General features: G+C 68.1%; 20 protein-coding genes and 1 tRNA gene. 10 read left to right on the forward strand and 11 right to left on the reverse strand.

The features are described from left to right. Positions 1–727 precede the first annotated feature (727 nt). A complete protein-coding gene (locus tag AB5J62_RS23080; RefSeq protein WP_370941997.1) occupies positions 728–1,894 on the reverse strand; it encodes an acyl-CoA dehydrogenase family protein in 1,167 nt (388 codons plus the stop codon). A 68-nt stretch (positions 1,895–1,962) separates the two neighbouring features. On the opposite strand from AB5J62_RS23080, the gene AB5J62_RS23085 reads away from it, so the two are divergent. Then, positions 1,963–3,558, forward strand: coding sequence for a CoA transferase (locus tag AB5J62_RS23085; protein WP_370941998.1), 1,596 nt, complete (start codon positions 1,963–1,965; stop codon positions 3,556–3,558). After that, positions 3,555–5,093 (forward strand): class I adenylate-forming enzyme family protein, encoded by a 1,539-nt coding sequence (locus tag AB5J62_RS23090; protein ID WP_370941999.1) that lies wholly within the window; start codon positions 3,555–3,557, stop codon positions 5,091–5,093. The genes AB5J62_RS23085 and AB5J62_RS23090 overlap by 4 nt, the downstream gene beginning before the upstream one ends. Here the strand turns inward: AB5J62_RS23090 and AB5J62_RS23095 are convergent. From AB5J62_RS23095 to AB5J62_RS23110, 4 genes are all read right to left on the reverse strand, one after another. Then, positions 5,087–5,908 carry a metal ABC transporter permease gene (locus tag AB5J62_RS23095; RefSeq protein ID WP_370942000.1) on the reverse strand — a complete coding sequence of 274 codons (822 nt, stop codon included), beginning with the start codon at positions 5,906–5,908 and terminating at the stop codon, positions 5,087–5,089. The two genes, AB5J62_RS23090 and AB5J62_RS23095, sit on opposite strands and share 7 nt — an antisense overlap. Next, the gene (locus AB5J62_RS23100; RefSeq protein ID WP_370942001.1) at positions 5,905–6,543 is read right to left on the reverse strand and encodes a metal ABC transporter ATP-binding protein; all 639 of its coding nucleotides are present in this window, start codon (positions 6,541–6,543) and stop codon (positions 5,905–5,907) included. The genes AB5J62_RS23095 and AB5J62_RS23100 overlap by 4 nt, the downstream gene beginning before the upstream one ends. A gap of 103 nt (positions 6,544–6,646) precedes the next feature. Beyond that, positions 6,647–8,356, reverse strand: a complete 1,710-nt coding sequence (locus AB5J62_RS23105) for a serine/threonine-protein kinase (protein WP_370942002.1) — start codon at positions 8,354–8,356, stop codon at positions 6,647–6,649. 97 nt (positions 8,357–8,453) lie between these two features. Then, positions 8,454–9,311 carry a polysaccharide deacetylase family protein gene (locus AB5J62_RS23110; protein ID WP_370942003.1) on the reverse strand — a complete coding sequence of 286 codons (858 nt, stop codon included), beginning with the start codon at positions 9,309–9,311 and terminating at the stop codon, positions 8,454–8,456. 68 nt (positions 9,312–9,379) lie between these two features. Between AB5J62_RS23110 and AB5J62_RS23115 the strand changes: the two genes are divergently transcribed. Continuing rightward, positions 9,380–9,802: a MerR family transcriptional regulator gene (locus AB5J62_RS23115; RefSeq protein ID WP_370942004.1), complete on the forward strand. Its 423-nt coding sequence runs from the start codon at positions 9,380–9,382 to the stop codon at positions 9,800–9,802. Here AB5J62_RS23115 and AB5J62_RS23120 read toward each other — a convergent pair. Then, positions 9,714–10,655 carry a LysR family transcriptional regulator gene (locus AB5J62_RS23120; RefSeq protein ID WP_370942005.1) on the reverse strand — a complete coding sequence of 314 codons (942 nt, stop codon included), beginning with the start codon at positions 10,653–10,655 and terminating at the stop codon, positions 9,714–9,716. The two genes, AB5J62_RS23115 and AB5J62_RS23120, sit on opposite strands and share 89 nt — an antisense overlap. A 78-nt stretch (positions 10,656–10,733) precedes the next feature. Here AB5J62_RS23120 and AB5J62_RS23125 point away from each other — a divergent pair, with 78 nt between their 5' ends. The 7 genes from AB5J62_RS23125 (at position 10,734) to AB5J62_RS23155 (ending at position 17,507) form a co-directional block, all read left to right on the forward strand. After that, a complete protein-coding gene (locus AB5J62_RS23125) occupies positions 10,734–12,002 on the forward strand; it encodes an aspartate aminotransferase family protein (RefSeq protein ID WP_370942006.1) in 1,269 nt (422 codons plus the stop codon). A gap of 104 nt (positions 12,003–12,106) precedes the next feature. After that, positions 12,107–12,190, forward strand: a tRNA-Leu gene (locus tag AB5J62_RS23130). Between the two features lie 209 nt (positions 12,191–12,399). Further along, positions 12,400–12,795, forward strand: coding sequence for an AbrB/MazE/SpoVT family DNA-binding domain-containing protein (locus tag AB5J62_RS23135; protein WP_370942007.1), 396 nt, complete (start codon positions 12,400–12,402; stop codon positions 12,793–12,795). Further along, positions 12,792–13,850 (forward strand): tyrosine-type recombinase/integrase, encoded by a 1,059-nt coding sequence (locus AB5J62_RS23140; protein ID WP_370942008.1) that lies wholly within the window; start codon positions 12,792–12,794, stop codon positions 13,848–13,850. The genes AB5J62_RS23135 and AB5J62_RS23140 overlap by 4 nt, the downstream gene beginning before the upstream one ends. A gap of 1 nt (position 13,851) precedes the next feature. Continuing rightward, the gene (locus AB5J62_RS23145) at positions 13,852–15,240 is read left to right on the forward strand and encodes a DUF2637 domain-containing protein (RefSeq protein WP_370942009.1); all 1,389 of its coding nucleotides are present in this window, start codon (positions 13,852–13,854) and stop codon (positions 15,238–15,240) included. A 289-nt stretch (positions 15,241–15,529) separates the two neighbouring features. Next, positions 15,530–16,345 (forward strand): hypothetical protein, encoded by an 816-nt coding sequence (locus AB5J62_RS23150; protein WP_370942010.1) that lies wholly within the window; start codon positions 15,530–15,532, stop codon positions 16,343–16,345. Beyond that, positions 16,338–17,507 (forward strand): helix-turn-helix domain-containing protein, encoded by a 1,170-nt coding sequence (locus tag AB5J62_RS23155; RefSeq protein ID WP_370942011.1) that lies wholly within the window; start codon positions 16,338–16,340, stop codon positions 17,505–17,507. Before AB5J62_RS23150 ends, AB5J62_RS23155 begins: the two co-directional genes overlap by 8 nt. Before the next feature lie 117 nt (positions 17,508–17,624). Here AB5J62_RS23155 and AB5J62_RS23160 read toward each other — a convergent pair whose 3' ends face one another. From AB5J62_RS23160 to AB5J62_RS23180, 5 genes are read right to left on the reverse strand one after another with little or no spacing between them, the layout of a single operon-like run. Next, the gene (locus tag AB5J62_RS23160) at positions 17,625–20,633 is read right to left on the reverse strand and encodes a BTAD domain-containing putative transcriptional regulator (RefSeq protein WP_370942012.1); all 3,009 of its coding nucleotides are present in this window, start codon (positions 20,631–20,633) and stop codon (positions 17,625–17,627) included. Between the two features lie 9 nt (positions 20,634–20,642). Further along, positions 20,643–21,050, reverse strand: coding sequence for a pilus assembly protein TadG-related protein (locus AB5J62_RS23165; protein ID WP_370942013.1), 408 nt, complete (start codon positions 21,048–21,050; stop codon positions 20,643–20,645). Further along, positions 21,047–21,490 (reverse strand): hypothetical protein, encoded by a 444-nt coding sequence (locus AB5J62_RS23170; RefSeq protein ID WP_370942014.1) that lies wholly within the window; start codon positions 21,488–21,490, stop codon positions 21,047–21,049. The genes AB5J62_RS23165 and AB5J62_RS23170 overlap by 4 nt, the downstream gene beginning before the upstream one ends. Continuing rightward, on the reverse strand, positions 21,487–21,873 hold the full coding sequence (locus AB5J62_RS23175) for a hypothetical protein (protein ID WP_370942015.1): 387 nt from the start codon (positions 21,871–21,873) through the stop codon (positions 21,487–21,489). Before AB5J62_RS23175 ends, AB5J62_RS23170 begins: the two co-directional genes overlap by 4 nt. Beyond that, positions 21,870–22,079, reverse strand: a complete 210-nt coding sequence (locus AB5J62_RS23180; RefSeq protein ID WP_370942016.1) for a hypothetical protein — start codon at positions 22,077–22,079, stop codon at positions 21,870–21,872. The genes AB5J62_RS23175 and AB5J62_RS23180 overlap by 4 nt, the downstream gene beginning before the upstream one ends. Between the last annotated feature and the right edge of the window lie 6 nt (positions 22,080–22,085).

Below are 22,085 nucleotides of genomic sequence, written 5' to 3' on the forward strand. Positions count from 1 at the left end.
GGGTGCTCGGTTCCCGCTCTACGCGGACCCGTCGGGCACCTGGCGCACGACCCGGCGCGGCTCGTGGGCGGCCGGGTGCTGGACCGGCCTGCTCTGGTTGCGCGCCGAGCGGGCGCTCGCCGAGTCCTGGACGCGCAAGCTGGAAACCTGGGTGGACGCGGACACCGCCGCGCGAGGCCTGATCTTCTGGTACGGCGCGGCACTCGGTGACCGGCTCGGCCAGTCCGACGCCGCAGGTCCGCTGGCCCGCCGCGCCGCCGACGCCATGGCCGCCCGTTTCGACGGCGAGGTCGTGCCGTGGGGCACCGCGTTCGGCGACACCGGCGTGCGCACCAAGGTCGACGGCGTCGCGGGCACGGTCCCGTTGCTCGCGTGGGCAGGCCATGGCGAGATCGCCGCCGCGCACCTGCGCGCGCACCTCGGGCTGGAGCCCGGTTGGTCGCGCGGCGACGCGTGGTTGCTGCTCGGCGCGGCCGACGGGGCGCTGTGGCTGGGCGAGGAGTTCACCGCACCGGCACACGCGCTGGCGAAGCGGTGGCTGGCCAGGCACGGCACGGCGACGCCGCCCGCGATGGACACAGTGGACAGTCCGCCGGACACCTCGGCGACGGCCATCGCGGCGGTGGCCTTGCTGAAACTCGGCTATGTCGGCGAAAGCCGCGGGATCCTGCGGCGGCTCAGAGCCGAGCACGTCGTCGACGGCCGTCTCCTCGACGGCTGCTACGACCTACCCGGCAAGGTCGCGACCAGCCACGAGCTGATCTGGGGCACCTTCTTCCACACGCTCGGCCTCGACCTGCTTGAGCACGCGACGGGCGGTCGCCGACACGTGGAGCTCGTCGGGGCCGTCGAGGATCCGCGCGGTCCGGCCGAGCCTGGCGAGCATCGGCAGCGGGCCGTCCGGTAGCAGGCCTTCGGCGCCGTAGACCTGGATCGCGGCGTCGGTCACCTGGTGCAACGCGCGCGCGGCCGCGACCTTCGCCAGCCCGACCTCGGTCTTGGCTGGCCGCCCGGCGGCCACCAGCCCGGCCGCCTCACCTACCAGCGCCCGAGCCGACCGGATGGCCAGCAGCGACTCGAAAACGTGCTGCTGCACCAGTTGCTGCCCGCCCAGCGTGCCGCCGCGGATCCGGCGATCGTTGGCACGGTGGCACATCAGCTCGAACGCGCGCTGCGCTTGGCCTACCCAGCGCAGCGCCCGCAGCGTCCGGCCGAGCGCGAGCCTGCCACCCGCGATCGCGAGCCCGTCGCCGGGCGACCCGAGCAGATGGCTGTCCGGCACGACCGCGCCGTCCAACTCGATTTCGCACTGCCCCGCCGCGCCGAGCACCGGTAGCTCCCGGACGAGGTGGACCTGATTTCCGGGAACCAGCAGCAGCGACAGCTCCCCGCGCCCGGTCTTGGCGAGCACCGTGACGTACGCCGCGGTGGCCGCGCCGCTGGTGAACCACTTGCGGCCGGTCACCCGCCACCCGTCACCCGAACGTTCGGCGACGGTCGTGATCCCCGTCGGGTCCGACCCCGCGACCCCCGGCTCGGTCATCGCGTAGGCCCCGCCGATCTCACCCGCGACCAAGGGCCGCAGATAGCGCTCACGGACCGTCACCGTTCCGTGCGCGGCGATCATGCCGACGTCCAGCAGGCTCGCGGAGCCCAGTACCGCGGGACCGTGATCGCTGCTGCCTTCCGTCTCGGCCAGCTCGAAATAGGTGCGCAGATCCAGTCCCCCGCCGCCGAGCTCGGCAGGCAGCGGAAGCGCCCACAAACCGGCTTCCCTGGCCAGTTCCCGCAGTTCACGCCGTATCTCGTCGGCACGCGCGCCACCGGCGTCGAGCACGGCTTCCGCCGGGTACACGTGGCGGCGGACGAACGCGGCGACCTCTTCGCGGGACATGCCGGGAACCATACGGCCCCGCCGTCCGACCTTTAACTCGAACGGGTGACATCACGAGGGGAAGACGGATGACGCTGGACGTCGGGTCGACGGCGCTGTTCCCGTCCGCCATCAGGTGGGACGGTCCGGTGGCCGACGAGGCCACGGCGCAGGCGTCGTGCGGGGTGATGCACGTACACGGCCGCAGCCGGGGCGAACCGAACGGCATGGGCGTCGACCTCGTCGGGACGGCCGCCCGCGTGCTGGCGGGCACCGGCGCTCAGGCGGCGCTGCTGGCCAACGCCAGGGGCGCGTCGATCGGCGCCGTGCACACGGATGTCGCGCGGTCGGCGTTGCTGACCGTGTCCCAGTACCTCGCCGCGGCCTGCGCCCAGGACGACGAGGCCGTGCCGATCGAACCCGGTGGCCCGCCGTTTCGCAGCGCCGACGGCGTGCTGTTCGAAGTGGACACGCTCGATCCCGAGGCGTGGCGCGACTTCTGGGTGCGAGCGGGCGCTCCCCCGCGTGCCGCCGGGATCGGCTGGGCGCCGTTCCAGTTCCGCTACGCGACCGCGTCGGCGCCACTGCCCGAGGTGCTCTTCGAGCGGACCGCCGCGCTGCCCTACGCCGAACTCGCGGCGGTCGCCGGAGCGACCGGCGTCAGCATCTGCCCGCTGATGCCGCTCGAGAACCGCGAACGCGAGGCTCCGTGGGATCTTCAGTCGTCGCAAGGGACATACGTCCGCAAGGAGGCGACGGGCACGCTGCCGTTGGACGGCATGGTGGTGCTCGAAGCCGGTCGCCGGGTGCAGGCGCCGCTCGCCGCGCATCTGCTGAGCCTGCTCGGCGCGCGGGTGACCCGGATCGAACCGCCTGGCGGCGATCCGTTGCGCGGGATGCCGCCGATGTGCGGCGACACCTCCGCGCGATGGCTCGCGCTCAACCGGCACAAGGACGCGGCCGAGGTCGACATCAAAAGCCCGTCCGGGCGCGCCGACCTCCGTGAACTGGCCGCCGGCGCGGACGTGTTCCTGCACAACTGGGCGCCGGGCAAAGCCGAGCAACTCGGGCTCGGCGCCGACGATCTGCACGCCGTCAACCCTGGCCTGGTGTACGCCTACACCTCCGGCTACGCGAACCGGCTCGTCGATCCGCCGCTGGGCACCGATTTCATGGTCCAGGCCCGCACCGGGCTCGGCGCGGCCATCCGGCCGTCCGACCAGCCGCCGTCCCCGTCGCTGATGGCGCTGGTCGACGTCACCGGCGGACTGCTCGGCGCGCACGCGATCACCGGCGCGCTGCTGCATCGCGAACGCACCGGGCACGGCTGCCGGGTGGAGTCCTCGCTGCTCGCCGCCGCGGATCTGTTGCAGGCCAACGCCGTCGAGTCGATCGCACGAGGCGGTTCCGGCCGCCCGCCCGCCGGGTTCCGCCGCCCGCTGCGCACCGCGGACGGCTGGTGCGCGCCCACCGACGAGGACGCCGCCCGCGCGGCATCCTTCGGTGACACACTCGCCTCACTGTCCACTGCGGACGCAGTCGCTTTTCTTACAGGACAAGGACTCCGCGCCGTTCCTGTCACCGACGACCTGCGAGCACTGCCCGCCGATCCCCGATTCGCCGACTGCCTCCGCTTCGACGCCACCGGCAGCGTCGAGGTCCTGACTCCCTGGAGCTTCCAATGACGGATCTCGTACCCGCCGCGCTGCGCCAGGAATGGGCCGCGCGCGGCCACTACGCGGGGCGCGACATCCACGACCTCTTCCTCGGCCACGTCCGCGCCGCTCCCGACCGGACCGCGATCATCGACGACGCGGGCGAACTCACCTACGCCGAACTGGACGAACGCGTCCGCCGGCTCGCCGCGGGACTGCACGAAGCGGGGATCCGCGCGGGCGAAGTAGTCGCGACCCAGCTGCCGAACGGACGCGACACCTGCGTCGCGGATCTGGCCGTCGCCGCGCTCGGCGCCGTCGTGCTGCCGTTCCCGATCGGGCGCGGTTCGGTCGAAGCACGGTCGATACTGACCCGCTCGAAGGCAGCGGCCGTCCTCGTCACGCCCGAGACCGTGCCCCCGTTCGAAGGTCTCCGCCGTGAGATCCCCGGCCTGCGGCACGTACTCACGCCGGATATCGCCGGGCAGACCTTCCCCCGGATCCCGACGGATCCCGACGGTCCCGCCAGGATCCTCGTGTCGTCGGGCTCGGAAGCCGAGCCGAAGCTGGTGGCCTACTCCCACAACGCGCTCGCGTGCGGCCGCGGCGCGTTCATCCGGCGCCTGATCCCGCCGGGCGGGGAACTGCGCGCCCTGTTCCTGCTCCCGCTCGCGTCCTCGTTCGGCAGCAACGGTTCCACCGTCACGCTCGCCCGGCACGGCGGCACCCTCGTGCTGCAATCGAAGTTCGACGCCGAGGCCGCGTTACGGCTCATCGGCCGAGCCCGCCCGACCCACTTGATCGGCGTGCCGACGATGTTCCGGATGCTGATCGGCCACCCGGCGTTCGCCATCACCGACACCTCGAGCCTGCGCGTCGTGGCACCGGGCGGCGCGCAGCTCGACGCGCCGACCGCACACGCCTGCCGGGACGCCTTCGGCTGCGCCGTGGTCAACGTCTACGGATCCGCCGACGGCGTCAACTGCCACACCGCACTCGACGACCCACCGTCCCGGATCACCACGGCCGGACGGCCGAACCCCGCGGTCGCCGAAATCAGGATCGTCGACGCCGACCTGATCCCCCAGCCACCGGGCACGATCGGCGAGATCGTCGCACGCGGGCCGATGAGTCCGCTGTGTTACGTCGGCGACGACACGCTCAACACCCGCTACCGCACACCCGACGGCTGGGTACGCACCGGCGACCTCGGCGTGTTCGACGCGGAGGGCTATCTCACCGTCGTCGGCAGGCTCAAGGACGTGGTCATCCGCGGCGGCGCGAACATCAGCCCCGCCGAGGTCGAACGCGCCATCGCCGCACACCCGGCCGTGCGCGACGTGGCGTGCACCGGGCTGCCCGACCCGCTGATGGGCGAGCGTCTCTGCGCCTTCGCCGTCGCGCCCGGCCTGACCTTGGCCGAACTCGGCGCCTTCCTCGACGCACACGGCCTCGACCGCTTCAAACACCCCGAGCGCCTGGTGCTGCTCGACTCACTGCCGCTCAACCCGGCGGGCAAGGTCGCCAAAGACGTGCTGCGCGAGCACGCGCTGAGCCGTCAATGAGCGAGCCGAACCCCGGGCGCAGGCACCAGATGAGCCGCCAGCGTCACCAGCCCGGCGACCAGCACGAGCACCGGCCCCGGCGGCCAGTCGAACACCAACGCCACCACGAACCCGGCCAGGTTCACCGAGATTCCGATCCCGACGGCCCAGAAAGCCATGGCACGCAATGAATGCGCGAGCCTGCGAGCGGCCAGCGCCGGCAACAGCGTCAACGCGTCGACCAGCAACGCCCCCGTCAACCTGATCGCACCGGCCACCGAAACGGCCACCACCACCAGCAACACCAGCGTCAGCCGATCGACCCGCACCCCCGAAACCGCAGCCAGTTCCCGATCATGCAACAGCAACGCCAACTGCCTGCGCCGCATCAGGAACAGCCCCGGAACGACGACGGCGAGCACACCGAGCAAGACCACGTCACCCGGCCGGGTCGCGAGGATCGAACCCCAGAGCAGCTCGAACGCGCCTGCCGCGTTCACCCCCGACACCGAAAGCACGAGCAACGCGGCGGCGATCGCCAGGCTCATCAGCAGCCCCATCGCACCGGACAACCCCGACGGCTTCCCCGCCAGCGGCGTCAACGCGGCACCGGACAGTCCACAAGCGACGATCGCGCACACCAGCGGATCGAGCCCGGTCAGCAGACCGACCGCGATACCCAGCAGCGCCACGTGCATCATCGCGAACCGCACCGGCATGATGTCCAGCCCGATGATGATCACCCCGACGATCGGCAACCCGATCGCACCGAGCACCAGAGCGAGCCCAGCCCACCGCACGGCGGGCAATTCGACCAGCTGCCACAACGACGTCATGAGATCTCCCGCAACCGGCCCGCCGCCATCTCCAGCACCCGTCCACACCGCTCGACCACGGCACGGTCATGCGTCACCACCAGCACGGTGACCGGCAACGACGTCAGCAGCCGAGCAGCATCGGCCTGCCCATCGAAATCCAGCGCCGCGGTCGGCTCGTCCGCCAGCAACAACCCCGCCCCCGCCGCGATACACCCCATGGCACGCGCCAGGTACATCCGCTGCAACTGCCCACCGGAAAGCGTGTCGAGCGGACGTCCACGCAACCCGGCCACCCCGAGCTCAGCCGCCGCTTCACCGGCCCGCTCCGGTTCGCCGCTACTCGCCAGCAGCTCGCCGGCCAGCAACGGAAACCGCCCCGCGGTCTGCCGCTGCGGTATCCAGGCGACCTCCCGCATCCGCCTGGCCCAGCCGGCGGCCCCGGCCGCCCGATGCCCCCCGACCTCGACGAGCCCGCTCACGCCTCGGTGCAGCCCGAGTATCGCGCGCAGCAAAGTCGTCTTACCCGACCCGTTCGTGCCGGTCAGCGCGACCCGCTGGCCCGGCTCCACGACGAGATCGACACCGGAGACCACCCGCTGCCTGCCATGCGTGCAGCTCACCTCCGCCAGCCGGACTTCCAGACCGTCACCCACTCGTCCAACTCCCCTTACTCACGACACAGTAAGTCGGACGTGGCGCCTGCCTGGTTCCCGCCGGATCAGCCCGGCGGCCGCTGCCGTCGAAAGCTGACACCCCTCAAGAGCGAACAGGATGTGTCGTGAAGTGAACTGACGGGACCCACCGTTCACCGCCGTGTGCCGCAAGGGCGTCCACGAGGTCTGTCCGCTGCCGTTCGCTCAAGGGCCCGACGACGCACGTGGGAATGCTCGGACGGGGTGTGAGCATGTTCGACTCGGGGTAGGGCCACCCTGCCGGTCGGAGGATGACCGGTATGCCCGCGCCGGGTTCCAGCTCGACGTGCACCCCGGTGTAGCGCCCCGGGGCTCGCTGCCGAATTTCCTCAACGGTGACATGCTGAATCTGGCTCCAGGGTATCTCCCGTCGCCCGGCGGTGCTTTCGGTGACGATCCCGTGCGGGCCGATGTGCAGCGACCATCGGGACCTGGTTTTCCGTGCGCACACAAGCTTGAGATCAGCGATTGCAGCCCGGATCACCCAGAAGGACGCAACGAAGCCGACCAGCCCACCGATTCCACCTCCGATCGACATGAGAACCACCCACCCGATCTGCTTTTCAGTAGCCGGCGGCGTGACGAGGCCCAGATGCAGCGGGAAGTAAAAGCTGGCCACCGAGATCGCACCTGCGACCAGCACCACTAACCAAGGGGCGACGGTGCTGGCTCTCGCCGCATAGCCGGACAACCGTTCTTGACCGGTCCAGGACACGTCGAAAGAAGCGACAGACGGCATCTCGGCCGTCGAGTTCAGCGCGGCCCGGACTTTGTTGCCTGCTGGAGATTCAGGCGCGGTGGCGAGTTCGCGCAGCGTCTGGCCGACGACGGTCGCGCTCGGATACCTCTGGCCGGGCTCTTTGCTGAGCAGGGTCAGCACGAGCTTGTCCCAGGCGGGAGGGATTTCCTCGCGCACCGAGCTGGGAGCGGGCGGCTCCTGGGTGAGGTGAGCCGTGAGGTAGTCCATCGGGCCCGACGCCTGGAACGGCAGCCTCCCCGTGATCAGCTCGAAAATGAGGCAGCCGAGTGCGTACAGGTCACTCCGTGGTTCCGCGACACCGCGCGCTTGTTCAGGGGACATGTACGCGGGCGTGCCCACGACGAAGCCGGTCCGGGTGAGACGGTCCTCGGTCACGCACGGGTCGGCCGCGCGCGCGATGCCGAAGTCGAGCACCTTCACACTGCCGGAAGCGGTGATGAGAATGTTGGACGGCTTGATGTCCCGGTGCATGATCCCGATGTCGTGCGCGCCGGCCAGCGCGTCGCAAATCTGTGCGCCCCATCGTGCGGCGTCCGCCAAGCTGACCGCGCCGTGGCGCAGCTTCACGTCCAGTCCTTCGCCGCGAATCAGTTCCATGACAAGGAACGGGACTCTGGAGCCCTCCTGCCCGGTCTCGCCAAGATCATGCAGCGTCACGATATTGTGCTGCTGCAGGCGCGCGGTGATCCTCGCCTCGCGCAGGAACCTGGCGCGCACCTCGTCACCGCGGTCTCCGCCACCGGCGAGCCGCGAGACCACTTTGATCGCGACAGGACGGCCCAGCGTCTCGTCCTGCGCCTCCCACACTTCGCCCATCCCGCCTTCACCCAGCAGCTTCACCAGCCGGTAGCGGTCCCAGAGGAGCTGGCCGCGCACCGCCGACTCCCCCACTTCGGGCATCAGGTTGTTCCTCCTGCCGGCAACCGGCGCGATGGCGGAACGCGGCGCGCTCGATACCCTGAAATCCAACTGGCGGCGAGTGCGATCGTCAAGACGACGATCCCCAATCGTCACTCCTGCTTTCCCTGCTCGCACAATCGATCACCGGGCTCAGCGCGTACAACGACTCAGCGACTTCGGCGACCCCGTGACCTGGCTCGGCTATCTCGGCTCAGCGGACTTCTTGGTAAACCTCGGCGATCTCATCACTGGTGGTCAACCAGATGTCGGGCTGCGCGGCGAGGTACTCCAGCGCCTGGTCGAGATACTTGTGCCGGAACGGCTGCCCGATCACGAAGGGGTGCAACGCCAGCGCCATGACCCGGCCGCTGTGTTCGGCGTCGGCGTGCAGCTGCTCGTACTGGTCCTTGACCATCCGGACGAACTCCGGCCCGCTGATGCCCCTGCCGGTGAACAGCAGCAGATCGTTGAGCTCGACCGAGTACGGCACGCTGAGCATGCCCGGGATGTTCAGGCGGTACGGCTGGTCGTCGTTGGTCCAGTCCAGCACATAACCGAGGCCGAGTTCGGCCAGCAGCTCCGGGGTGTTGAACGTTTCGGTCAGCCCCGGCCCCATCCAGCCGCGCGGCCGTGTGCCGGTGGCCGCGGCGATGGTGTCGACGATCTCGGTGAGAAACGCGCGCTCCTCGTCCCGACTCATGCTCGTCTGAAGGATCGAGTTGGTCTTGCCGTGCGCGAGCCAGGCCCAATCCCGGCTCAGCCCCGCCTCGATGACCTTCGGGTACCGCTCGGCGACCGCGGAGTTGAGCAGCACACTCGCCCGGATGCCATGCCGGTCGAGACTCTCGATCGTGCGCCAGATGCCGACCCGGAGCCCGTAGTCGCGCCAGCCGTAGTTGAGCGCGTCGGGCACCAGCTCGGCGGTGCCGGGCCAGATGCTCGTCGAGGGCCGGTCGATCAGAAAGTGCTCGACATTGAGGCCGACATAGAAGGCGACCCGGGCGCCGCCGGGCCAGCGCAGCGGCGGGCGGTCGATGATCGGGCTGTGGTCGAAGAGCGTGTTTTCCATGCTGGCAGGGTAAAATCTGCCATTGATGTCAGGGTCACTGTGTGCGCCATCACAGTCGGGGGGTCCACATGCGCATTGGTGAGCTCGCCCGGCGTACCGGGGTGAGTGACCGGTCGTTGCGCTACTACGAAGAGCAGGGCCTCCTGTCGGCCGCCCGCACACCCGGCGGCCAGCGCGACTATCCCGAGCACGCCGTCGACCGGGTCATCCGCATCCAGGAGCTGTTCGCCGCGGGCCTGCACAGCAAGAAGATCGCGCGACTGCTGCCCTGCATGCGCGACAGCGACGGCGGCCCCTCCGAGATCGCCACGCCCCGTCTCGTCACCGAGCTGGACGAAGAACGCGACCGCATCAACCGGATGATCGCTGATTTGACCACCTCACGTGAAGTGCTCGACGAGGTCATCGAAGCGGCATCCGAGGCGCGTCACGAGAGCCGGGTGCGGCCCTCGAAATGTCCTGCCGCCGCACCGCGTCCAAAACCAGATTGACCGCCGCCCTCGGCGGGCCCCCACGCCGCACGGCCGCGGTGATCGTCCGGGTGACAGGAGCCACCAGCTCCCGCGTCACCACCCGATACCGCGGGTCGACGGCCAGCCCCGGCAGCAAAGCGATCGAGAGCCCGGCCTCGACATGCTGCAAGGTCATCAGGTAGTTGCTGAACCGGCACACCACCCGCGGCTCGAACCCCGACTCCCGGCACAACCGAATCGCCAGATTCGCCATATACGACTGCGGAATATCGAAAGCCCAGTTGGAATCCGCATAAGCCCGCAAGTCGACCGGCTCCCGCGCGCTGTGATCGGCAGGCAGCACGAGCACGACCGGATCGGTCCCCAACGTCACCAAGTCGACATCGGGCCCCAGCGGCAGCTCGACGAAGTCGGTGGTCGTGACGATGACATCGGCATCACCACCACGCAGCGCCGGCATGCTCTCATGCGGCTCAAGCTCCAGCAGCTCGACCTCGAGATGCGGATGCGACTCGGCAAGGCTTCTCACAGCAGGCACGGCCATGGTGTGAATCGCGCTTTGAAAAGCCCCGAGCCGCACCAGCCCGGCCGGCTCCCCGTTAAGCCCTCGCAGTTCGGCCTCGACCTCGGCCATGTGATCCAGAATCGCCCGCCCCCGCCGCGCGAGCACCAGCCCGGCAGGCGTCAGCCGCACCCGCCGCCCACTCCGTTCCAACAGCCGCGTCCGCGTCTCGGCCTCAAGCACCGCCAGCTGCTGCGACACGCTCGAAGCACTCAAGTTCGCATCCAGCGCGACCGCCCGAACGGTGCCGAGCGTGTCCAACCGGCTGAGCAGCTGAAGCCGCCAAGGATTGAGCGTCACAGACCCCATTCTTGTACGGCTCAGCCGAACAGCAACCCCGGATTTGCGAGCTGGACGTGTCCAGCAACCCCACCTAACGTCGAACGCATGACCACTGAGTTTTGGGCCGACGCCGACCGCCACCTGGTCCGCTACCTGGGCGCGGGCACATTCACCCGCGAGATCATCATCAGCGCGTCCGGCAGTTTCCTCTACGCGGAGGACGGCCGGAAGATCCTCGACTTCACCTCCGGTCAGATGAGCGCCATCCTCGGCCACTCCCATCCCGAGATCGTCGCCACGGTCCAAAAGCAGGTCGCCTCCCTCGACCACCTCTTCAGCGGAATGCTCACCCGCCCCGTCGTCGACCTGGCCCGCAAACTCGCCCAAACCCAGCCCCTCGAGAAAGCGCTCCTGGTGACCACGGGCGCCGAGTCGAACGAGGCCGCAATGCGCCTCGCCAAGCTCGTCACCGGCAAGCACGAGATCGTGTCCTTCGCCAGGTCCTGGCACGGAATGACCCAAGCGGCGGCCTCAGCCACCTACAGCGCCGGCCGCAAGGGCTACGGCCCCGCGGCCCCCGGCAACTTCGCCATCCCCGTCCCGACGGGCCCGGACTGGAGCCAGCAGCTCGACCTGGCCTTCGACCTCATCGACGCCCAGTCCGTCGGCAGCCTCGCGGCCTGCATCGTCGAGCCCATCCTCAGCTCAGGCGGAGTCATCGACCCACCCCTCGGTTACCTGGCCGCCCTGCAGGCCAAATGCCGTCAGCGCGGCATGCTCCTCATCCTCGACGAAGCCCAAACCGGCCTGTGCCGCACCGGCACCTGGTACGCCTTCCAGCGCGACAACATCGTCCCCGACATCCTCACCCTCTCGAAGACGCTAGGCGCCGGCCTCCCGCTCGCAGCGGTCCTCACCACCCCCGAGATCGAGCAGGAAGCCCACGACCGCGGCTTCCTCTTCTTGACGACCCACGTCTCAGACCCCCTGGTCGCAGCGGTGGGCAACACGGTCCTCGACGTACTCGCCCGCGACCACCTCGACGACCGAGCCACCAAACTCGGAGCCACCCTCCGCACCGGCCTCGACGCCATCGCCACCCGCCACCCGGCCGTCTCCGACATCCGAGGCCGAGGCCTCCTCGCCGGCCTCGAACTGGCCGCCATCGGCGACCACAGCGCCGACCTCCTCGGCGCACTGGTCACTCAGCGCTGCCTCGAGCTCGGCCTCCACATGAACATCGTCCAGCTCCCCGGCATGGGCGGCGTCTTCCGCATCGCCCCACCCCTCACCGTCACCGAGGAAGAACTGGCCCTGGGCCTGGCGATCCTCGACGAGGCCCTCACCGACGCCACCACCCACCTAGGCCTCTGACCTGCAAGAGGCCAAACCGCAAGATCATGCCAGCAGTGGCTGCAGCGCGTAACTGGACCCCCATGAAAACGGCCTGGACGAGGCGTATAGTCTTCTTACATCAAGTCCGGGTGGCGGAATGGCAGACGCGCTAGCTTGAGGTGCTAGTGTCCTTAACGGACGTGGGGGTTCAAGTCCCCCCTCGGACACTTGATTACGTGCCTAGTCCCTTGTTTTGCAGGCACTTTGACACGCTCGGCGGGTACTTTACCCCGCCGAGCTTTTGTCATTGGCGCACCCTCCATCGCTCTCTGAGCTCCGACGCCTCCGGGCGGAGGTGGCTGGGATGACCGCCCAAGTCGTGTCACCGATCGTGCCGCCCCCTACGTCAGGCCCAGTCCGTCCCGGACGCCTCGCGATGCCGGACGCACGGCTACCGCTCGTCCAAGTCCCCATCACGACCGGCCCGATCCCCGTCACCTACGCCATGGCGAAAGTCGACGCGTCCGGCCGAGTGTCGGACCAGGCCGTGCTGCACGCCCTTGGCTGGATGCCTGGCGAGCCGCTGACGATCACGGCCGAGGACGGCGCAGTGATCATCCGTCGCGACCCCCGTGGCGTGTTCACCCTTGCCCCGTCGGGCTATATCCAGATCCCCGCGCCACTGCGGACCCGCTACGGCCTGCGCGCCCGCGACCGGATCCTGCTCGCCGCAGTCCCCCGCCGGGCCACGCTCCTGATCTACACCACCGCCTTGCTCCACCAGGTCATGACCGCGACCCACACCACGTTGCTCGGTGGTGAACAACCATGACCACCAGCACGGGCAACCGGGCCGCCAACCTCGACGCCGCCCGCTTGCTCCTGTCCAGCCTCGGCCTGACCCCGCAGGACCTGGCCGACACCAGCCCACCTCGCCCACCCGCACCGACCTTCGGCATGTTCGTGCCGAAGGTGGCGGCCGCGGTGTCGGCGGGGACACGGGAAACCTATGGCCCGTACTGGAACTACGCGGTCGAAGCATGGGGTGAACGCCCGATCGACGACGTAGCACCTTCGGAGATCAAGGCACTCGCCGAGCACATCAAGGCCAACGTCGTCATCCGGCGAAACGGACGTGGCGGGAACGGAGCGGTAGAGAACTTCATCGGCGCCCTCCGCTGCCTCTACAAGCTCGCCGATGACGACGAACTGATCGAACCCGGCACCAGCCCGGCAGCGAAGGTCGCGAAGCCAGCACGGGGTGACTCCACCCGCTACGCGCTACCACCCGAGCGGCTCGCCGAGATCAACCACATCGGATCGACCACCGGTGACGATCCTGAGCTGGACGCGCTGATCCTGCGCCTGCACACCGAGACGGCGGGCCGCCGCCAGGGCGGACTGAATCTGCGCCCGCAGGACCTCGACCGCGAGCAGTGCCTCATCTACCTGAGGGAGAAGGCGAACACGGTCCGGTGGCAGCCGGTCTCCCCCACCCTCATGAAGCACCTGGTGGCGCACGCCCGCACCCGGCACGCGGTGCTCCCGCACCAGCAGCTGCTGCGCTACCGCAGCGGGCAGCCGATCACCACCCGCCGCTACGACTACCTCTGGAAACGCATCGGCCAACACCTCCCTTGGGCACGAGCCCAAGGCGTGTCAACGCACTGGCTGCGACACACCACCCTCACCTGGGTCGAACGCAACTTCAACGCCGCCATCGCCCGCGGCTACGCCGGGCACAGCACCAACACCAGCGCCAACACCGCCGGTAGCATCTCCATCTACACCAAAGCCACCCTCCACGAAATCGCCACCGCACTCGCCACCCTCACCGGCGAACCCCACCCACTCGCCACCGGCAATGCCGAATTCGGAGGGAACTGACATGACCATGATCGACTCGCGTGTCCTTCCGGATTCGACGACCGTGACCGTCGGTACCCGAGCAGGACGGCAACGCGACCGCGCAGAGCTCCGCATCGCTGAACGCGCCGCGGAGCTCGACCTGACCGAACGACGCCACAAGCTCAAAGAACAGCAGAACGAACGCCGACTCGCCAGGAAGAAGCACCGGCGTCAGGAACGTGCCCGGTGCACACGGCGTCGCCGGGAGCGTCGCCTCCAGCGAGCCGGTCGCGCGGTTCAGATGGCCCGCGGGTTCTGCCTCACCACAGGGGAACTGCTTATCGCTGCTCCCATTCTCGCGGCGACCACGTCGGCGTGGTGGTTCCAGTTCGACGCCATGCGCGCAGCGGGTCTCCCGGTTCTCCTGTGCGGCATGGTCGCTTCGTCGCTGGAGTCGCTGGGGCTTTCCCTCGCAGGTCTCGCGCACAAGGCCCGGTCAGCCGATGACTCGACCGCGCTGTACCGAGCCGGGATGTGGGCCGTCGTGGCGGCCGCGGCGGCGGTGAACTACCGGCACGGATCACCCGACTGGACAAAGCCAGGGGTAACCGGGGCGGTCTTCGCTTTGCTGTCGGTCGCTTCGGTCGCCGGGTGGGAACTGCGCGAACGGCAGGCTCACCGCCAGCGCCATGCCGACCGGCTTCCACCGCGACGACCGAGGTTCGGATGCGCGCGCTGGCTCCGGTTCCCGGTCACGACCGGTCGTGCGGCGTCGGCCGCCCTTCGCCTCGGGCTGACCGACGCGACCGAGGCATGGTCGCTCGCCCTCGCCGACCACGACGCCCGTCGCGCCTGGCGCCGAGCCAAACGGACATTCGGCCGCAAAGAGCGCCGCTTCGTCACCCGTCGGCTCGACCACGCCGAACTGGCCCGCACCACCTCACCCTCGCCGATCACGGCGACACCCAGCGGGCAGGTCCGCCCTCCACACACGGACTCCCCGATACAGCGGGGCAACCGACTGCACAGCATCCTTTCCGGCCGGTCACGACTCAAGGCCGCCGAGCCGGTCGCGACCGACGACCTGTCACCGACCACCGCCGAATCCGTGCCCCGGCTGGAGCCCGAGCCACTGTCACAGCCACAGACAGATACCAACCGCTCAGTCGACGACAGCGATCGGTCGCCATCGGTCGCCTACGCGCGACCCGGCCGCCGGTATCTAGGGCCGGGCTCTGCGGCGACCGAACCTGACATCGACGACGTCCTGCCAGTCGCCCATGAGGTCCTGATCGAACTCGGCGACCGGCTCTCCCGTGACCGACTGCTCGATGGGATCCGCGCACGCGGCCACACGATCGGCGGCCGCCGCCGCGACGCGGTCTGGGAAGCCGTGCGATCCACGGTCACGCTCGCCGCCACGCGCTGAACGATCAGTCCGTCGTTGCGGTCAGGAAGGCCGCGTCACTTGCTCGCGACGGGTTCAGTCCACCAAATCGGCACGATAAGGCGTCAACGATCAGCCCGCTGGCCAGCAGCGACGTGGGGGCTGATTCTTGGCTCCTGGCCACGCCTGGAGGCACCCAGGCGGAGTTGATCCACTATCATGGTCGAAGCTCCGACGCCAGCAAGTGCGCTAGACATGTCGATATCTTAAGTGATAGAAAGGTGGCATCGTTCAGAACGTAAGCTGTCTGGACACTGTGGTCGGAGGTTCGATGAGCAACTTCGTATCGCCGTCGTCGTGGGCTCAGATGAGGTTCGGCCACGCCGCAGTGGAGCTCTACCAAGCCATTCCAGCCGCGTTGCAGGCAGCACACGAGCGGGCATTTCTTGGCCACCTAGCAATGGGCCTGACCACGAACGACATCTACGGACACATCTGGCAGACCCAGCACGAAGAACTGGTCGATCGGGTTAAGGACATCGACGGCGTTCGCCAGATCAAGCCCAAGGGTGCGCGTTATCGACTAGCGGTGGTGGGTGAACAGAACGCGATCCTGTACCCGTGGCGCTACGGGAACGATTTGCGGGCAAATGTCGATGACGCCAAGATGCGCATGTCGGAGGTACGAAGCGCGCTGTTGGGCTTGAACCCGGAGGTTCCCGATCCACAAGGGACAATCGAGCAAGCGAGCATGTCAGAGGAAGAACTGCGCGCCGAGTACGAAGAGCTCGCCAACCTGCTAAAGGAGATGGCCACCGCTGGGGGGATGGTCCTGATCGCTTACGCGAGCAGTCCGCAGTCTGGTCTTCTGCGTGTCTATTGGGGCGATGCAACTCAGGCCGATGAGGATGGACACCTGCGCTGGTCATACCGCGAAGAGCTACCTCTGAAGGACTTCGGTCAGAAAGGTAGAAGTGCCGACGTTGGCCCCGTTCGCCCAGTTCCTCTGCCCGCCAGGCTCGGCTCCGGCGGACCACGATTTGATGATGCCCCTCTCGAAGAACCTGATTTGGGCATCCGCCCGCCGCTGACTTCGCCTGACACTGATCCCACGGCGCCAGCGCCGGAAACCGGAAGCGATGACTGACCAACTACAACTCCACCTCCTTGGTGACGCCAACTCCGCGGTCGCTCCCGCAGCCGTCGCCAGTGTCTTCGATGCAGCAAGGCTGACTCAAGCACGTTGCCTGGCAGGTCTGACCAAAACCGCGCTCGCTACCAAGGTCGGCGTCACCCCGGCCGCGGTCAGCCAATGGGAGGCTCGTGCCACCCCGCCTCGCCCAGACCACGTCCAGCATCTGGCCGAAATCCTTGACGTGCCCTTGGGGTTCTTCGCCGCAGGTCGCGCCCACGCTCAACTTGACGCCTCCACTGCGCATTTCCGCAGTCTGCGTTCGACCCGAGCCGCGCAGAGGGCAAAAGCCATCGCATTTGTCGAGCAGGTTTGGGAGCTCGCGCATGCTCTCGACCAACATGTTCGACTGCCCAAGGTTGATCTGCCCGGGTTCGACACTTCCAGCCTCGAAAACACCGAGTTTTCAACCGATCCGGCGACCGCGGCCCGGGTTCTGCGCACTCGATGGCGCCTTGGTCGGGAACGGATTCCGCACCTAGTCAGGACGATGGAAACTCGCGGGATCATCGTCACCACAGTGCCTTTTGCTGGCGAGGAGACCGCCCGCATTGACGCATTCTCAACCTCACACCTGCCTCGACCGCTGGTCGTGCTTACGCCCGACCGCGGTGACGACGTCTACAGGCACCGCTTCACCGCTGCCCACGAACTGGGCCATCTGCTGCTCCACCGCAACAGCGTCCCTGGCGACCCTCAGCAGGAGCGCGAAGCCAACCAGTTCGCCGCCGAGTTGCTCACCCCCGCAGCAGTCATCAAGGACCTGCTTCCCGCACGCGTGGACCTACAGAAACTCGACGAACTTAGCCGCACTTGGGGTGTGTCGATCAAGTCTCTAATCTATCGCTCCCGTGAACTCGGACTCATATCTGATGCGAGCGCTCGCCGCGCCTACCAACGGCTGAACCAGCTCCACACCGTTGGCCTGTTCGCACCTCAGAAGGTCAACGGCTTCCCCGGTGAGACCGCGAGCCTCCTTGGCAAAGCTTTTGACCTTGCCCAAGACCACAATCTGCTCACGCTCACCAGTCTCGCCCGCCAACTCCAGTGGAAGATCCCGCGCCTACGGCTACTACTCGGTCAGGTTGACGAACGGCCCACGCTACGACTGGTGTGAAAGTGATCGCGGTCCGATACGGGGATCGGTCTCGCTAATACTTACCTAGGCCGTTGGAAAACGACAGTAGCGATCGTCCTCCCCGCCGACACGAGACTATTCATGGTCCTTGGCGAACTACCGCGTCGATGCGCGGTATCGCGGTTCAAGGAGCGTGCGGATGAGCTCGCTGGTGTTCTCGTCGAGTTCGACGTCGAGCGCGGCAGCGAGTTCGGCGAGTTTGTCAGCTGCTTCCTTGACCGCGTTGAGGTTTCCGGCTCGGTATTCGACGCGTAGCAGGTCGCGATAGAGGATCTCGCTGACGGGCTCGGCTTGCAGACCTTTCGCGAGGGCGGCGCGAGCGGCGGTGAGATTCCCGGCTCGTTGGTGGGCATCGGCGACTGCGTGGGCGACGTCGACGATGGCATCGATCATGTCTCGTTGCAGCCAGGTGCTCCAGGCGTACCTGCCTTGGGAAATGTTGCTGAACGGCATGCCTTCGACCAGGTCGAGCGCGCGCTGAAGGTACGTCAAGCGGCGGGCCGGGTCCTCGTTGAGGCCGCGGTTGGCCAACCGTTGGAAGCGGTGCCAGTCGCAGCCGATCGTGTCGGACAATCGGTAGCCGCCCGGCTTGGTGGCGACGTTGGGCAAGTACAGGTCACCGTCGTGGTCGCGGCCGAGCCAGGTGCGCAGGCGCGAAATGTACGCCTGGCGAGTGGCCGCAGACCAAGGCTGGGTCTCGGTACCCAGCTGGCGGGAGATCTCGTCGGCCGTGGCTCCGGAACGCAGGACGAGAAAGGCTGCGAGTTCGACGAGCCGGTTGAGCTTCTTCGATTCGACCTTGCCGATGTCGAGATTGCACAGACGGACCGGTCCAAGCAGCCGGATCTCCGGCACCGTCGGGTCTTCGTGCTCGGCCGGCACATCGACCGTCGACGGGCAAGGCGCGAGAACCTGGTCGGCATCCAGAGTTTCGGGAATCTCAGTGGGTTCGGGTGGGATGTTGCGGAAGTCCTCGGCGGGTACCTGCACGGCGGCGTCCGCGGCCGCGAACATGGCGATCAGCTCGTGCACGTCAGCGGTACCGAGGCGCTGCAGTTCGACGTCGGCTCCCAGAGCCTCGATATGCGTCGGCGTCGCGCCCAGGTCCAGTTCCCACGCTCCGGGGAATGGGTTCGCGGTGTCGTCGACGGTGATGATCGCGGCCAGGCTGGTTGCAACGCCACCGGACTCCACAAGAGCAGCAAGCCTCTCTTGCTGGCTTGCGGTGAAGGGGCGTGCCGACAGGATGATCTCTGGAGTCCAGGTGTCTTCGGCCAGGTCGTTGCCTCGCGCGGCGTCGACGGAGGCGAGCCCTGCGGCGCGCAGACCGTCGGCGACCTCGTGTGCGCGGCGCTCGAAAACATCGAGCGCGGCGTCGACGGTCTCGGCATAGCGCAGACGATCCGGATTGTGCGCGGCGGTGATGTTGCCGAAGCCGACGAGAGTGGTGACTAGGTGATCGGCCCACGCTGCTGCCGAGATGTTCCACGCAATGGCCTCGAGCACGGCTTCGACCTCGTCAGATTCGCCGCGCAAGGTGATGGCGCCGATGTGCTCGAGATTGACCAGCACGAGTTCACGATCAGCGTTGTGTCCCAGGCAGATCAGCGCCGGATACGGTGCGGGTACTGCTTCGAGCTGGTCGTGGTCGAGCAGTGGCACGTCGGGATCGAACACCCACTCTGTTTGCGAGCCCAGCAACGGCGCAGGCGGTGGTCCGGGTTGGGCGGGACGCACGGTGATGCCGTTCGATCCGATGATGACCGAACTGATTGCGGGAAGGCTCTCGTCGGCTTGACGGATGTGGTCGGCGAGCGTGCGGAGTGAGCGGTTGAGCAGCTCGACGGTGCCTGGCTGTTCGGTCGCACGGAGGGCCGTTTCGACGTTGCCTGGTGTGTCGGGGCGCTGCATGCGATGGCCGGGGCGGCGTTTGCGCTGGGCGAGCCTGCGACGCGTACCCAGAGCAGCGAGGATCCCCGCCGCGAGCAGGCCGCCGATGCCAATCTGGCCCCACGGAACAGAGGCGTCCTTCGACGTGGTGGTGTCAGCTGGCCGAGTCGACGACGCGGCAGTCGTAGGGCTCGGGCTCTTTTCTGGCACAGCCGGGCTGGGCTCTGGCGGTTGGGATTTCTGCGGTTCCGGTACGGAACGTCCCGAGGGCGGGGTCGTCGGCCCGCAGCCAGAGGCTGCTGGCGGCAAGCCGCCGGCGATCGCCTCGGCGGTACCTCCCTGCGGCTGACCGGATGGCGCTGCTGCTCCCCCTGCCGGGCGTAGACCGCTAGGCAGCCGCAGGACCGTACCGGGGTGGATTCGGTTCGGGTCGGTGATCGGGTGCCCGTTGGGTTGGGGGCGGTCTTTGTTGAGGGTGAAGATTTCCGGGTACCGGCGAGCGTCTCCGAGGTGCTCGCGAGCGACCTTCGACAAGGTGTCGCCGCCCTTGACGGTCACCTCGGCGCAGGGTTCGGTGGCGTCTGGCGGGAGGTTGAGGGTCCAGCCGGGCCTCAGCAGACCGACATCACGCAGGGCGCGGCCGTCGGGCTGGCGGCGATCCTTGTTGAGCTGGAAGATCTCCTGGTACCTGTTTTCGTCACCGAGCCGGTCCGCAGCGATCTGCATCAGCGACTCGCCGGGCTGAACCACGTGGACCGGCGGGGCTTCCGGTTGTGGGAATTGAGCGCTGACGTTGCCCGCAGTGGGCGGCGCGCTGGCGGCAGGCGGAGCTGGTGGCGGGCTAGGTGACGCCGCAGCGGTTGCCGTACCGGTGACGAGTGCGAGCAGGACCGCGGCGGCGAGTTTCTGGGCCCAGCCGAACCCTGGCAGTCGCGGTACCTGCGTGCCCCGCAGGCGCCCGCCGACTTCCAAGGCGAGCGCGACAAGCAGTTGCAGCCAGGCGATCAGACCAGCCAACGCGAGGACGGCGACGAAGACTTGTCCGGTGTCCCGGTCGGTGAACCAGCTCAGCAGTTCGTTCGGCGAGGGGACGTGATCGGGTATGAACGCCGTCCGTGTGACCCAGAGCAGGACGGGCGGTATCGCGACCAACGCGAGAACGACGGAGACTGAGACACAGCACCGAATAGCTCGTCCGAGGATGCGCATGGTCATCCGCCTCCTTCAGCCGGCGGAGATGAGGTCGGCGGTGCCATGGCCGTGGACAGTGAACTCGGCGATACCGATCATGCCGAGGAAGATCGTCGACCGGGTGACGGTGGTGTCGACGCTGACACGGCCACCCTCGACGGACACGGTGCCGGACGCGCCGGTGGCGGCGAGGTAGCGGCGCCCCTCGGCGGCGGCGAGATCGGGGTTGAGATCGGCATCGACCCCGGTCGCGAGGGCGTGAGCGCGCAGGGCTTGGGCGGCGGCGCGGGCGGCTTCCTCGGCGACGGCGGTGGCGTGGGAGTGGGCTTGGGCTTTGCGGCTGCCGTCGACCGCGCCGCCGATGGCTATCGCCAGGACGACGCTAAGGCCGACCAGCCAGACTGATGCCGAGCCACGCTCGTCCCGAATGATCTGCTTCATCGGCGGGCCCCGTACTTGTCGATCGGTGAACGGAACTCGGATCTGGCTGTCTTGGTACCGCCGATCCCGGGGATGAGCAGGCTGCCGAGTGGGATGTCGCAGGTGACGGTCGCGGTGACGTAGCCGGTTTCACCGAGCGGTTTAGCGAAATCGCTCGCGTCGACCGCGACGTCGAGGACCGCGCACGCCAAGCGCTGCTCGGCCAGCACGGCACGGGCGCGTTGTTCCGCCCCCGCCACTGCGGCGTCACCGTCGTGGGCGAGTGAGGCGGTCCGGGCCGCGGCGCGAGCGGCCTCGTCGACAGCGGATTCAGCAGTTTCGACGCGCATGGCGGCGATGGCGAGTCCGAAAAGGACAACGAGCGCGGTGGCGCCGATGGCGACCTCGATGTTCATGTCGCCGCGTTCGCTGTGGCGGAGATCGTGAAGTCGGGTGGTCATGATTCGAGCTGTTCGATCGGCGCTGACGCGGTCTGGCTGACTGGGAAGCGCAGGAACGGCAAGAAGGACGCGGCGTCCGCGCTGACCGTCACGGTGACGTTCTGGCCGTCGACGGAGGCGCGAGCGGCGACGTTGGTGAGCCAGCCGACCATCACGCGACTGGTGTAGTCGCGAGCGCGGATCTCCGCGACCGCGGTGTCGACCGGTGGAAGCCTCGCTGCGTTGACGCCGTCGCGGGCCGCCTCCAGTGCGACATTGCTGCCGAGGAACACCGCGACGGCCTGGAACACGGCCCAGGTGAAGAACAGCAGCGCGCCGAAGACGTAGACCGCCGCGAGGTTCTCGTCGCCACGTTCGCCGTGCAGCGCAGCGACGCGGTTCATTGGCCGCCGATCAGCGGTAGTTTGCCGTTGACGAACGCCGTGACCGCGGCAGCGATGAGGGTGGCGACGGTGACGCCGAGGACGGCGTAGAACACCTTGGTGATGTTCTCGTCGCCGCGTTCGCTCTCGCGCGCGAACTGCGCGCCGCGCTCGTGAAGGAACTGGCCGACGGCCAGCATGGCGAGGTACAGCTTCGTGATGAGCATGATTTT

It is taken from the genome of Amycolatopsis sp. cg5 (assembly GCF_041346955.1).
Classification (GTDB): Bacteria; Actinomycetota; Actinomycetes; order Mycobacteriales; family Pseudonocardiaceae; genus Amycolatopsis.